Source organism: Sphingomonas sp. UYP23 (assembly GCF_054059235.1).
The window spans coordinates 846,823-859,753 of the sequence record NZ_JBSSBX010000001.1; the positions used below are offsets into that span (position 1 = coordinate 846,823).

10 protein-coding genes are annotated in these 12,931 nt (G+C 65.5%); 7 read left to right on the forward strand and 3 right to left on the reverse strand.

The genetic code is table 11. The features are described 5' to 3' along the window. The first annotated feature begins 74 nt into the window (after positions 1-74). The 3 genes from rplK to ACVWYO_RS04350 all read left to right on the forward strand — a co-directional run bounded on the left by rplK (position 75) and on the right by ACVWYO_RS04350 (position 1,758). A complete protein-coding gene (gene rplK, locus ACVWYO_RS04340) occupies positions 75-506 on the forward strand; it encodes a 50S ribosomal protein L11 (protein ID WP_133190050.1) in 432 nt (143 codons plus the stop codon). A gap of 4 nt (positions 507-510) precedes the next feature. Beyond that, entirely contained in the window at positions 511-1,203 is a 693-nt protein-coding gene (rplA, locus tag ACVWYO_RS04345; protein ID WP_457348947.1) for a 50S ribosomal protein L1, read from the forward strand. A 348-nt stretch (positions 1,204-1,551) separates the two neighbouring features. Continuing rightward, positions 1,552-1,758, forward strand: coding sequence for a cold-shock protein (locus tag ACVWYO_RS04350; protein ID WP_133190054.1), 207 nt, complete (start codon positions 1,552-1,554; stop codon positions 1,756-1,758). A gap of 56 nt (positions 1,759-1,814) precedes the next feature. Here the strand turns inward: ACVWYO_RS04350 and ACVWYO_RS04355 are convergent, their stop codons facing one another. Continuing rightward, a complete protein-coding gene (locus ACVWYO_RS04355; protein WP_457348948.1) occupies positions 1,815-3,758 on the reverse strand; it encodes an AsmA family protein in 1,944 nt (647 codons plus the stop codon). Positions 3,759-3,933: 175 nt separating this feature from the next. Between ACVWYO_RS04355 and ACVWYO_RS04360 the strand changes: the two genes are divergently transcribed. Further along, complete coding sequence (locus ACVWYO_RS04360; RefSeq protein WP_457348949.1) at positions 3,934-4,245, forward strand: hypothetical protein; 312 nt, start codon at positions 3,934-3,936, stop codon at positions 4,243-4,245. Between the two features lie 120 nt (positions 4,246-4,365). Here ACVWYO_RS04360 and ACVWYO_RS04365 read toward each other — a convergent pair whose 3' ends face one another. Further along, positions 4,366-5,544: a pyridoxal phosphate-dependent aminotransferase gene (locus ACVWYO_RS04365; protein WP_457348950.1), complete on the reverse strand. Its 1,179-nt coding sequence runs from the start codon at positions 5,542-5,544 to the stop codon at positions 4,366-4,368. Positions 5,545-6,003: 459 nt separating this feature from the next. On the opposite strand from ACVWYO_RS04365, the gene rplJ reads away from it, so the two are divergent. Continuing rightward, complete coding sequence (rplJ, locus tag ACVWYO_RS04370) at positions 6,004-6,525, forward strand: 50S ribosomal protein L10 (protein WP_140846850.1); 522 nt, start codon at positions 6,004-6,006, stop codon at positions 6,523-6,525. 51 nt (positions 6,526-6,576) lie between these two features. Further along, a complete protein-coding gene (gene rplL / locus ACVWYO_RS04375; RefSeq protein ID WP_010183774.1) occupies positions 6,577-6,954 on the forward strand; it encodes a 50S ribosomal protein L7/L12 in 378 nt (125 codons plus the stop codon). Positions 6,955-7,130: 176 nt separating this feature from the next. Here rplL and ACVWYO_RS04380 read toward each other — a convergent pair whose 3' ends face one another. Next, on the reverse strand, positions 7,131-8,348 hold the full coding sequence (locus ACVWYO_RS04380; protein WP_457348951.1) for a hypothetical protein: 1,218 nt from the start codon (positions 8,346-8,348) through the stop codon (positions 7,131-7,133). 317 nt (positions 8,349-8,665) lie between these two features. Between ACVWYO_RS04380 and rpoB the strand changes: the two genes are divergently transcribed. Continuing rightward, entirely contained in the window at positions 8,666-12,847 is a 4,182-nt protein-coding gene (rpoB, locus tag ACVWYO_RS04385; protein WP_140846858.1) for a DNA-directed RNA polymerase subunit beta, read from the forward strand. The last annotated feature ends 84 nt before the right edge of the window (positions 12,848-12,931 follow it).

A 12,931-nucleotide genomic window follows, 5' to 3' on the forward strand; every position in this document is an offset into this window, starting at 1 on the left:
CTGGGAGTCGCGGGAGGCTGGGCTTTGGCCCTGCCGCACGGACCGCTAAACTTGAAAGAGAGTGAGACCGCCACATGGCAAAAAAGATTACCGGCTATATCAAGCTGCAGGTTCCTGCAGGCAAGGCCAACCCATCCCCGCCGATCGGCCCTGCACTGGGTCAGCGCGGCGTCAACATCATGGAATTCTGCAAGGCGTTCAACGCATCGACCGGCGACCAGGAAGTCGGCACGCCGCTGCCGACCGTGATCACCGTCTATGCCGACCGTTCGTTCTCGTTCGAGACCAAGACGCCGCCGGCATCGTACCTCATCAAGAAGGCTGCCAACATCAAGTCGGGCTCGAAGGAGCCGGGTAAGGTTTCGGGTGGCAAGATCTCGCGTGCACAGCTCGCCGACATCGCGACCGCGAAGATGAAGGATCTCAACGCCAACGATCTCGAAGCCGCGACGCGGATCATCGAAGGCAGCGCCCGCGCGATGGGCCTCGAAGTGGTGGAGGGCTGAGCTCATGGCATTCGTAAGCAAGAAGCAGAAGGCCATCACGATTGATCGTGAGAAGCTCCACGGCATTGACGAGGCGATCTCGCTCGCCAAGTCGGGCGCAACCTCGAAGTTCGACGAGACGATCGAAGTCGCGCTGAACCTCGGCGTCGATCCGCGTCACGCTGACCAGATGGTCCGCGGCGTCGTCACGCTGCCCAAGGGCACCGGCAAGACCGTCCGCGTTGGCGTGTTCGCCAAGGGCGCAAAGGCTGACGAAGCCCGTGCCGCTGGCGCCGACGTCGTCGGTGCGGAAGACCTGATGGAGCTCGTCCAAGGCGGCACGATCGATTTCGATCGCTGCATCGCGACCCCGGACATGATGGGCATCGTCGGTCGTCTCGGCAAGATCCTGGGTCCGAAGGGCCTGATGCCGAACCCGAAGCTCGGCACCGTGACGATGAACGTCGCTGCGGCAGTCGAAGCTGCCAAGGGCGGCCAGATCGAATATCGCGTCGAGAAGGCCGGTATCATCCACTCGGGCATCGGCAAGGCGTCGTTCCCGGCGGAAGACCTGCGCGCGAACTTCGACGCACTCGTCGACGCGATCGTGAAGGCCAAGCCGACCGGCGCCAAGGGCAAGTATGTCAAGAAGGTCGCCGTCAGCTCGACGATGGGCGCGGGCATCAAGGTCGACGTCGCCGAGGTTTCGGCAGCGTAAGCCTTCCGAGACTTTCGGATACAGTTTGAGGGCCGGGGGAAACCCCGGCCCTTTTCTATCTAAGCCCCTCCCCTTCAGGGGAGGGGTTGGGGTGGGGCCGTGCCGCGACTCAGGCGCCGGCCCACTCGGTGAGACCTCCCCCACCCCCATCCCCTCCCCTGAAGGGGAGGGGCACACGCTCATTCGACCGTGATTTGCAATTCCCCGGCACCTGCGCTACATAGTCGTTGCTACTTTCGCAAATCGACGGTCTAGGGCGCTTTGCGGCACCATCTTCCTTCTTTCTCTGCTGATTTCGGCAACCGCCGACGCGGCTCTTCGCGTCGGCCCATCAAGAAGGATCATGTTATGACCATCGGAACCGTAAAGTTTTTCAACGCAGACAAGGGCTATGGCTTCATCGCGCCTGAAGGCGGCGGCGAAGACGCGTTCGTGCACATCACGGCCGTCGAGCGCGCCGGCATGGCGACGCTCGATAAGGACCAGCGCGTCCAGTACGAGCTCGAGCAGGACAAGCGCGGCAAGATGTCGGCTGTGAACCTGCAGCACGCCTAATCGCGTTTGCTAAAAGAAAGGGCGGTCCGGTTCTCCGGGCCGCCCTTTTTTTGTGCCTAGCGCAAGGCGGCTGCAACCGCGGGCGCGCAGGCGAAGCTCTGCGGCGCCGCGCCGCCTGCCGACGGATCGGTCTTGGTCAGCCCGAGCGCCTGGCCGATCGAGCGCCCGAGCACTTTCAGCACGCCGCCCGCGCTCGGTTTGTCCTTCGCGCCGATGCCAGCGACCGCGATGCTCGGCTCGCTCAGCGTCCCGCCGATGCGGATCGGGTCGGTGATGCGCAGCAGCGCGCGGCTCTTGCTCGTCCCCGCCAGCGTCAGATCGATCCGCTCGCCATCGAGCACGATCCGCCCCGCCCCGCGCCCGACCGAGCTGCCCGTATCGATCTCGAGCGGACGCGGCACCAGCACGCCGTTCGTCCCGCGAAAATCGGCGACGAGGCACTGCAGCGGAACGGTATCACTCGGCCCGCCGATCGCGTGCGCGATCGCACCGCTCAGGCTTTGCCCGAGCACATCGGCGATCATCCGCTGGACATGCCCCTGCGTCGCGACGATCGCCGCCTTGCCGCTGCCGTGCGCGAGCGCGTCGCGCACCGTCTCGCCCTGCCCGCTGAGCACGATATGCCCGCGCACTTCGCCGCCGAGCATGTCGGGCTTACCTACCAGTCGTTCGAGCCTCAGCCCGGCGAGCCGCATGTCGATCGCAAGCTTGGGCAGCCCGCTGCGATGATCGACGCGGAGTGTGCCCGTCACCCGCCCGTTCGCCAGCGTTGCGACGACATCGCTGACGGTCAGCATACGATTGTCGAGGTTTAGCGTGCCCGACAGGCTCTGGAACACCGTACCGTCCTTCGACAGCACGCGGTCGGCGGCGAAGCGGATCGTCCCATCGGTCTTCCACAGCTTCGACAGATCGATCCGCGTCGGCGGGATCACGCGCGGGCCGATCCGCGCGAGCCGTGCCGCCGACTCGGCGCGCCCCTGGCTGTCGGCGAGATCGTCGAAGTCGAATTGCGTCGCGTGGATCCGCGCGTCGATCGCGGTGCGGATGCCGTATTTGTGGACGGTCGCGCGCGCGGTGAGGCGCGAACGGCCGATCGTGCCGGCGAGCCGGTCGATATACCAGTCGCGCGCATCGTGGCGGATCGTGCCGTTGAGGTCGATCGGCTGCGTTCCGAACAGCCCCGCCTCGATCAGATAATCGAGGTTCTTGAGCGTCGGCGCCTGCGCGCGGATCGTCGCGGTGAAGTGGCGCGTGTCCAGCACGCCCCGCATCGTCCCTTGCGCCGTGAAATCGAGCGCCGACGAGGAAAGCTTCACCGCAAACGGGTATGGCGCGGTCGGGTCGATCCCCGCGATCCGGCCGCCGGTCAGCGCGAGAGTCGCGGGCGTCTCGCGGAAGCTGCCCTTCGCCGAGAGCCGCAGCCCGTGCGTCGCATCGACCGACAGCGGCCCCGCGACGATCAACTGGCGCTTGGCATCGCGCAGCACGATCTGCGTGTTGGTGACATTGAGATCGGACAGGCTCGGGCGGCTCGTCCCGTCTTGCTTGGGCTTGCTGCCATCGGGCTCCCAGTTGGCGCGACCGCCCGCGTCGCGGACCAGGGCGATGCGCGCGCCGTCGATCACGATGCGATCGGGCCGGAACCGTCCGGTCAGCAGCGCCAACATCGGCACCCGCACCCGCACCGTCGAAACGCTCACGAAATCCCCCCGCCCCGCCCAGGCCGGCTGCGCGATCCGGACATCGCGCAGCGCGATGATCGAGGTGTAGGAAAACAGGCTGTCGCGCGTCACCGAGCCGATTTCGACCTTGGTGTGGAGCGCGGCGGATACGCGATTCTCGACCACGCCGCGCAGCAACCCGACCGGGAATGCGCCGAGCGCCAGCACGACCACGCCGATCGCAGCGAGCAAGGCGGCGGCGATTGCGAGCGCTGGTCGGCGCCAGCGCTGCGGACGTTGGGCGGATGGCGGCAAGGGGTCTGAAGGAGTGGTCACGCGTCTGAAACCCAGACGCCCACGGATTGTTGCAGCCTCGATATGATTTGCCGATCGAGGGCCGCGGAAACCGCTCCCGCGTGTCCAACACCCTTTCCCGCTCGCGCAAAATCACGCTAGCGCCGGAGCCGACGCCGCCGCGACACGTTGGCCGCTGGAAGGAGAAACCGCCCCGATGCCGCATGCCAGCCAGATCGTCGAATGTACCGGGCCCGAATCCCCCCACGCCTTCGACATCATCCCGCTCCAGCCGCGCAACGGCGCGCTCGATGCGGCGTGCCCGGTCTGCAAGGGTCACGGCCAATGGAATATCGAGATCGACCTGGTCAGCTTCCGCAGCAAGCGCGCGATCTGCAACCACTGCCTTGGCGCAGGCTGGATCGAGACCGGCAGCGACCCGCTCGGGGTGCCCGATATCGAACTAAACGCGGCCGGCCATCCGTGCTGGTACACGCGGATCGTGCCGGCCGTGCCGGACGCGTCGTAGCGCGCGCCCTTCGTCACCCCGGCCTGTGCCCGGGGCAACCGGGATGCACCCACTACGACGCCAGCGCGCGCATCACGGTGCGCCCCGGGACACGCCCGGGGTGACGGTTCGGCGGGCGGACTAAGCGATGACCTTGTCGAGGGCGGTGCAGAACGCTTTCATTTCAGCGCTCGAGCCGACCGTGACGCGGCTGACTGTCGGCCAGATCGGCCACGACCGCCCGATCTCGACGCTCTGCTTGCGGAACGCCGCCTGCATGTCCTTCGCCTGCTTGGTCTTCCAGTCGATCATGAACATGTTGGCGTTGGTCGGATAGACGGTAACGCCACGCGCCTTGAGGTGATCGAGTGTCAGCCCGCGTGCGCTCTGCATCTCGGCGCGGCGTGCGACGATCAGCGGGGCAGCGGTGAGGCTGGCGGTCGCGCACGCCAGGCTGGTGACGGGCAACGCGCCCGACTGCATGCCGCCATCATAGCGCATCATCTTGGTGAGATTGGCCGGATTGGTAATGACATAGCCCATCCGCAGCCCCGCCATGCCGAACAGCTTGGAGAAGGTGCGCATGACGATCACGTCGGGATGCTTGACCGCAAGATAGGAAGCGACCGGAACACCCGCGAAATGCGTATAGGCCTCGTCGATCAGCACCATCGATCCCGCCGGCTTGTTCGCGATCAGCCATTCGATGTCGGCGAGCGGGGTAATCGTGCCCGTCGGGTTGTTGGGGGTGCAGATGTAATAGAGTCCGGCATCGGGATTGGCGGCGAGCATCGCCTTGACGTCGTGCGTGTATTCGGCGGTGAGCGGCACCGCCTTGACCGACGCGCCGAGCCAGGCGGCGGTGCGCCCGGCGAGTTCGAAGGTCGGGTCGGCGGTGACCAGGCCCTTGGTCGGCGAACAATAGGTGATGACGGCGCGGCACAGCGGGTCGCTCGATCCCGGCCAGGGCGCGACATGGTCAAAGGGCACGCTCTCGACCGACATGACCGCCTTGATGAAATCGCTGCGCTCGTCATGCGGCGAATAGCGGTTGCCGAGCGCGATCATGCCGGCTGCGGCCTTTTGCCCGGGTGCGAGCGGGCCGGTCCAGCATTCGTTCGCGCCGATGCGAACCTTGGCGGTCGGCGCCGGATCGGGCACGCCCCCCGATGCGAAGGCCGGCCGGCCGACCGACGCGGCGAGCGCGCCGACGCCGAACACCGCGGCGATCCGCGCGAGGTCGCGCCGCGCAAAGCCACGGGTAAGAAGATCGTCCTGCGCTTCTGCGCCGAGCGTTGCGGTGATGGTGTCTTCGGTCATTGAATCGTCCCCTGCTTAAAGCGGATATCGATTCCTTCCTGCGCGGACTCAGGCGGTCCTTGGGCGTGAGTGTTCCGCACTTTTGAAACGAAAGCTATAGGCACGAGCAGAAAAACTTCGGCGCCCGGCGCCGCCCTGCCGCGTGCCGGCCCGCGACACACGATCACCCAGCGATTGACTTTCCTCCACCGTCCGCTAAAGGCCGCGCTCTCCCGTCACGCTTCGGCGCGGCGGGACCGTCCAAGACAGTAGGTGATCGGGATTTGCCCGGTCTTAATTTCCTGCCGAGACGGGGACCAGGATTACAACCGCTCTCGGCCCAGCCGCGACCGGTCTGCCGACCTCCTTCAAACGGGGCGACGCTCCCATTCCCCATCGCTGGACAATTCCGGGTGCAACAGCGCCCGGTTTGTAACCGGTCGTGCCGCGCAAGCGACACGGCCAAACGTGGAGAATGGCATGGATCGCGCTCAAAAGACCGAGCTCGTCGCCGAGCTGAACCACAATTTTGCCGAAGTCGGCGTGGTGGTCGTCACCCGCAACCTCGGCATGACGGTGGCTCAGTCGACCAAGCTGCGGAACGCAATGCGGGACGCAGGGGCGAGCTACAAGGTCTCGAAGAACAAGCTTGCCAAGATCGCACTGGCCGACACCGACTATGCTTCGTTGAGCGATCTGCTCACCGGGCCGGTCGGTCTGGCCAGCTCCATCGACCCCGTCGCGGCTGCCAAGGTGGCCGTCGACTTCGCGAAGACGAACGACAAGTTCGAAATCGTTGGTGGTGCGATGGGTGCGACCGTCCTCGACGTAGAAGGCGTCAAGGCACTCGCGACGATGCCGTCGCTGGATGAACTGCGTGCGAAGATCGTGGGCCTCCTGGTTGCTCCTGCAACCAAGCTCGCGACGATCGCCCAGGCGCCAGCAGCACAGCTCGCCCGCGTGCTCGCCGCCTATGCGGAAAAGGACACGGCGGACGCCTGATTTCAGGCCTTCGAGATTTCAAACCCGAACTGAACTTACTGGAGAATACACATGGCAGACCTGAACGCGCTGGTTGACCAGCTTTCCGCCTTGACCGTCATCGAAGCAGCCGACCTGTCGAAGCTGCTCGAAGAGAAGTGGGGCGTCTCGGCCGCTGCTGCTGTTGCAGCGGCGCCTGCTGCTGGCGGCGGCGCTGCAGCACCGGCTGCTGAAGAGCAGACCGAATTCGACGTCATCCTCACCGGCGACGGCGGCAAGAAGATCAACGTCATCAAGGAAGTCCGTGCGATCACCGCGCTCGGCCTGACCGAAGCCAAGACGCTGGTCGAGTCGGCTCCGAAGGCGATCAAGGAAGGCGTGTCGAAGGACGAAGCCGCCAAGATCAAGGCGCAGCTGGAAGCAGCCGGCGCGACCGTCGAGGTCAAGTAAGCGGCAGCGGGAGTGCGCTTTAGCCAAGGCTAAGGCGCACGCCCGCAAGGCCGGACGGCGCGGCTTGCCGCGTCCGACCAAGAAAAAGGGGCGACACCGCGCGGTGTCGCCCCTTTTTTCGTTCGCCCCGTTTTTCGTTCTCAGCGGCACGCGCCCCATGCGCGTCGGCGCAAACCCTAAGCCGGCCCGGTATATTCGATCGCGCTCACCGTATCGTACATCCGCGCGGCGCTATCGATCCGGAACGGCGCGAGCTTGCCCCCTGCCCCGCGATCGATCCCGATGACATAGGAGCGCGCGGTCTGGCCGCTGCCGCCGGCCCATTCATAGTGCGCATTGATCGTCAGCACGGGAACGAACAGCGCCTTGCCGCCGACCTCCATCACGTCGAGCGTCGCCTTGGGATGCATCGCCATGCCGCCCAGCTCGACCGCCACGCCGGCCGGCAGCTCGAACGGTGTCGTGATCGGCTGCGCGATCGGCGCGGCGAACAGCGCCTCGATCACCGCATCCTGCTGCTGCCCAGCGCTCAGCAAGCGAATGTCGAGCCGAACGCCCGTCGCCGCGACATCGCCGGTGTTGCGCAGGACGACCAGATATTCGACCGCAGCGCTCAGCAGATTGGTGCCGGCGCGTTTCGGGGTCAGCTCGAAGGTGATCGAAGCGCGCTTGCTGGCATCTGCGGCCGGCGCGACCGGCACCGGTGCTGGGATAGCGGCGACCGCAGCCGCGGCGGCCGCGGCCGGAAGTACGGCTGCGGGCTCGAACGCGTCAGGCTCGACGAGCTCGGCCACGCGCTCGTCTTCGTACCCCGCGATGTCCTGCGCGGCACGGCGCCGCCACCACAGAGCCAGACCGAGTGCGACGATCAGCGCCAGACCACCCCCGACTACGGGCCATAGCCACCCGCTTCCGCTCGCCGCGGGTGCAGTCTCTTCCGTCGCCGCGGCGCTGGCCTGCGGCGTCGGCGTAGGCGCAGGCGGGAGCGAGGCCACCGGCGAAGGCGCGACCGTCGGCGCGGCGACCGGAATCACCGGAACACCCGGCACAGGCGTGGCGCTGGCACGCGGCACCGGACTTCGCTCGGTTGCTGGCGTCGCCCGCGCCGTGGGCACGGTGCGCACAGGCGTCGCGGTCGCCCGCGGCGTCGGGGTCGCCCGGACGGTCGGCACCACAACCGGCGGCGCGACGGTCTCGGTCTCGACCGGACGCGGGTTGGTCGTCGGCTCAGGCGTCGGCGAGGCGCGCGGCACAGGCCGGTTCGACGGCAGGCTGAACGAGTCGAGCCCAGGAATCGGTTGGGCGGGCACATTGTTCTGCGCAAGCGCCGGGCTGCCAACCGCCGTCAGGCTGGTGGCGACGAGGAGGAGGGATAAGCGGGTCAAGGGTTTCACGCGCCCGGCCATAGCGATAAAACCCCGCCTGCCAAGGATTGCTGCGCCGAGCGGTTCGCCGCACGGCAACCGATACCGCGCCAACGCGTTGACACGCCCCTGTCCCTCTCCTATATCGCGCATTCTACCGCAACCTTCGGGAAATGATGTGCCGTCGCGCAGTGCATCGATCGTATTGATGGTTGAGGTTTCTCGAGACGCATGACAGCTGCTGTTATCCGCACACGCGGGCAACACGCGGCTTTTTGTCGTTTCCGATTTGCACGCCCGCCCGGTGGATTCCGGGCCGAATTTCAGGCTTGAGGGCAGAAAACTCCATGGCAACCAAGGCAATCGACGGTAGCACGCCCACGCGGCGCGCCGAGAGCGGCACGGCAAAGCGCCGGATCCGCAAGGTGTTCGGCAACATCCACGAAGTGGTGCAGATGCCGAACCTGATCGAGGTTCAGCGCGAATCCTACGAACAGTTCCTCCGCTCCGATCCGTCGATCGGCTATGTCTCGGGTCTCGAGAAGACGCTCCGCAGCGTTTTCCCGATCCGCGATTTCGCCGGCACCGCCGAGCTCGACTTCGTCAATTACGAGCTCGAGCCCCCCAAGTTCGACACCGACGAGTGCCGTCAGCGCGGCATCACCTATGCAGCGCCGATGCGCGTCACGCTGCGCCTGATCGTGTTCGAGGTCGATGCCGATACCGATTCGCGCTCGGTCCTCGATATCAAGGAGCAGGACGTCTACATGGGCGACATGCCCCTGATGACGGGCAACGGCACCTTCATCATCAACGGCACCGAGCGTGTCATCGTCTCGCAGATGCACCGTTCGCCGGGCGTGCTGTTCGACCATGACCGCGGCAAGACGCACGCTTCGGGCAAGTATCTCTTTGCAGCGCGCGTGATCCCGTATCGCGGTTCGTGGCTCGATTTCGAGTTCGACGCCAAGGACATCGTCAACGTCCGCATCGATCGCAAGCGCAAGCTGCCGGTGACGGCATTGCTCTACGCGCTCGGCATGACCGGCGAGGAAATCCTCAACCATTTCTACAACCGCGTGACCTTCGTCCGCGGCCAGGGTGGCTGGATCATCCCGTTCCAGGCCGAGAACTGGCGTGGCCAGAAGCCGATGTACGACATCATCGACGCCAAGACCGGCGAAGTGGTGTTCCCCAACGGCCAGAAGATTTCGCCGCGCGCCGCCAACAAGTCGGCCAAGGACGGTCTCACCGACCTGCTGATCCCTACGGAAGAAATCTTCGGCCGCTACAGCGCCTATGATCTCATCAACGAGACCACCGGACAGATCTACATCGAAGCCGGCGACGAAGTCTCGGCCGAGAATCTCGAACTGCTCGACCAGGCCGGCATCGACCGGATCGAACTGCTCGACATCGATCACATCGCGACGGGTGCCTGGATCCGCAACACCCTCAAGGTCGACAAGGCCGAAGAGCGCGAGCAGGCACTGTCCGACATCTACCGCGTGATGCGCCCCGGCGAGCCGCCGACGCTCGAGACCGCAGAGTCGCTGTTCAGCGGCCTGTTCTTCGATCCCGACCGCTACGACCTGTCGGCCGTCGGTCGCGTCAAGCTCAACATGCGCCTCGACCTCGACGCCGAGGACACCGTCACCACGCTGCGCACCGAGGACATCCTCGCCGTCATCAAGACGCTGGTCGATCTGAAGGACGGCAAGGGCGACATCGACGATATCGACAACCTCGGTAACCGTCGTGTCCGTTCGGTCGGCGAGCTGCTCGAGAATCAGTATCGCGTCGGCTTGCTCCGCATGGAGCGCGCCGTGAAGGAGCGTATGTCGTCGGTCGACGTGTCGACGGTGATGCCGAACGACCTGATCAACGCCAAGCCGGCGGTTGCCGCGGTCCGCGAATTCTTCGGCTCGTCGCAGCTGTCGCAGTTCATGGATCAGACCAACCCGCTGTCGGAAGTCACCCACAAGCGTCGCGTGTCGGCACTTGGACCGGGTGGTCTGACGCGTGAGCGCGCCGGCTTCGAAGTCCGCGACGTTCACCCGACGCACTATGGCCGCATCTGCCCGATCGAGACGCCGGAAGGCCCGAACATCGGCCTGATCAACTCGCTCGCCTCGTTCAGCCGCGTCAACAAGTATGGCTTCATCGAGACGCCGTACCGCAAGGTCGTCGACCACAAGGTCACCGACGACGTCGTCTATCTGTCGGCGATGGAAGAGGCCAAGCACACGATCGCGCAGGCCAACGCCGAGCTCGATTCGTCGAACGGCTTCGTCGAGGAACTCGTCTCGTCGCGTCAGGCGGGCGAATTCCTGATGGCGATCCCGAACAACATCACGTTGATGGACGTCAGCCCCAAGCAGCTCGTCTCGGTCGCGGCATCGCTCATTCCGTTCCTGGAAAACGATGACGCCAACCGCGCACTGATGGGCTCGAACATGCAGCGTCAGGCCGTGCCGCTCGTCCAGGCCGAGGCGCCGTTCGTCGGCACCGGCATGGAAGAGACCGTCGCGCGTGACTCGGGTGCTGCCATCTCCGCACGGCGTGCGGGCGTGGTCGACCAGGTCGACGCGGCGCGTATCGTCATCCGCGCAACCGGCGAGATCGATGCCGGCCAGTCGGGTGTCGACATCTACACGCTGATGAAGTTCCAGCGCTCGAACCAGAACACCTGCATCAACCAGCGTCCGCTGGTGAAGGTGGGCGACGTGATCACCGCCGGCGACGTCCTCGCCGACGGTCCGTCGACCGAGTTCGGTGAGCTTGCGCTCGGCCGTAACACGCTCGTCGCGTTCATGCCGTGGAACGGGTACAACTATGAGGATTCGATCCTCATCTCCGAGCGCATCGTGAAGGACGACGTGTTCACGTCGATCCACATCGAAGAGTTCGAAGTGATGGCGCGCGACACCAAGCTCGGGCCGGAAGACATCACGCGCGACATCCCCAACGTCGGTGAGGAAGCGCTTCGCAACCTCGACGAAGCGGGCATCGTGTACATTGGTGCCGAGGTCGAGCCGGGCGATATTCTCGCGGGCAAGATCACGCCGAAGGGCGAAAGCCCGATGACGCCGGAGGAAAAGCTCCTCCGCGCCATCTTCGGTGAGAAGGCGTCGGACGTGCGCGATACGTCGCTCCGCCTGCCGCCGGGCGTTGCTGGTACGGTCGTCGAGGTCCGGGTGTTCAACCGCCACGGCATCGACAAGGACGAGCGCGCGATGGCGATCGAGCGTGAGGAAATCGAGCGCCTGAAGAAGGACTCGGACGACGAGCGCACGATCCTCAACCGGGCTACCTGGTCGCGCCTCAAGGAAATGCTCACCGGCCAGACCGCGACCGCCGTTCCCAAGAACGGCCCGAAGAAGGGCGTGGTCATCGACCAGGACGTGCTCGACTCGGTCGACCGTCACGAGTGGTGGAAGTTCGCTGTCGCCGACGACAAGACCCAGAGCGATCTGGAAGCGGTCAAGGTGCAGTATGACGACGCCGTCAAGGTGATCGTGGACAAGTTCCAGGATCGTCGCGACAAGCTCGAGCGTGGTGACGAGCTGCCGCCAGGCGTGCTCAAGATGGTTAAGGTCTTCGTCGCGGTGAAGCGCAAGCTGCAGCCGGGCGACAAGATGGCCGGCCGTCACGGCAACAAGGGCGTGATCTCGCGGATCCTGCCGGCGGAGGACATGCCGTTCCTCGCCGACGGTACCCCGGTCGACATCGTGCTCAACCCGCTCGGCGTGCCGTCGCGCATGAACGTCGGTCAGATCTTCGAGACGCATCTCGGCTGGGCTGCCCGTAACCTGGGTCAGCAGATCTACACGCAGCTCGAAGAGTGGCGTGAAGCCAACCCCGAACCCGCAGCGGGCGACATGCCCGACGCGGTCAAGGCACGGCTGCTCGAAGTCTATGGCGAGCATTATGCCGCGGATATCGAGGCACGCGATGCGGGCCAGATCATCGAACTCGCGCAGAACCTGCGGACCGGCGTGCCGATGGGCACCCCCGTGTTCGACGGCGCGCGCGAAGCCGATGTGTCCGACATGCTCGAGCTGGCGGGTCTGCACTCGTCGGGTCAGTCGGAGCTGTTCGACGGTCGCACCGGCGACATGTTCGATCGGCGCGTGACGGTGGGCATCATCTACATGCTCAAGCTCCACCATCTGGTCGACGACAAGATCCACGCCCGGTCGATCGGGCCGTACTCGCTCGTCACGCAGCAGCCGCTGGGTGGTAAGGCGCAGTTCGGTGGTCAGCGCTTCGGCGAGATGGAGGTCTGGGCCCTCCAGGCCTACGGCGCGGCGTACACCTTGCAGGAAATGCTCACGGTGAAGTCGGACGACGTGGTCGGGCGCACCAAGGTCTATGAGGCGATCGTCAAGGGTGACGACACGTTCGAGGCCGGCATTCCGGAGAGCTTCAACGTTCTCGTCAAGGAAATGCGCTCGCTGGGTCTGAACATCGAGCTCACCACCACCGAGCAGTTCGACACCGACGGCGTCGCGATCGCGGCGGAGTAAGCGACCTTCTTCTCCCCTCCCGCTCGCGGGAGGGGTTGGGGGAGGGCCTGTAGGGTCAGGCGCTTTCCGACGACATTCCCTCCC

Coding starts and splice junctions, on each gene's coding strand:
- ACVWYO_RS04350 (WP_133190054.1), top strand. CDS start 1,552: ATGACCATCGGAACCGTAAAGTTTTTCAACGCAGACAAGGGCTATGGC.
- rplJ (WP_140846850.1), top strand. CDS start 6,004: ATGGATCGCGCTCAAAAGACCGAGCTCGTCGCCGAGCTGAACCACAAT.
- ACVWYO_RS04365 (WP_457348950.1), bottom strand. CDS start 5,544: ATGACCGAAGACACCATCACCGCAACGCTCGGCGCAGAAGCGCAGGAC.
- ACVWYO_RS04360 (WP_457348949.1), top strand. CDS start 3,934: ATGCCGCATGCCAGCCAGATCGTCGAATGTACCGGGCCCGAATCCCCC.
- rplL (WP_010183774.1), top strand. CDS start 6,577: ATGGCAGACCTGAACGCGCTGGTTGACCAGCTTTCCGCCTTGACCGTC.
- rpoB (WP_140846858.1), top strand. CDS start 8,666: ATGGCAACCAAGGCAATCGACGGTAGCACGCCCACGCGGCGCGCCGAG.
- rplK (WP_133190050.1), top strand. CDS start 75: ATGGCAAAAAAGATTACCGGCTATATCAAGCTGCAGGTTCCTGCAGGC.
- rplA (WP_457348947.1), top strand. CDS start 511: ATGGCATTCGTAAGCAAGAAGCAGAAGGCCATCACGATTGATCGTGAG.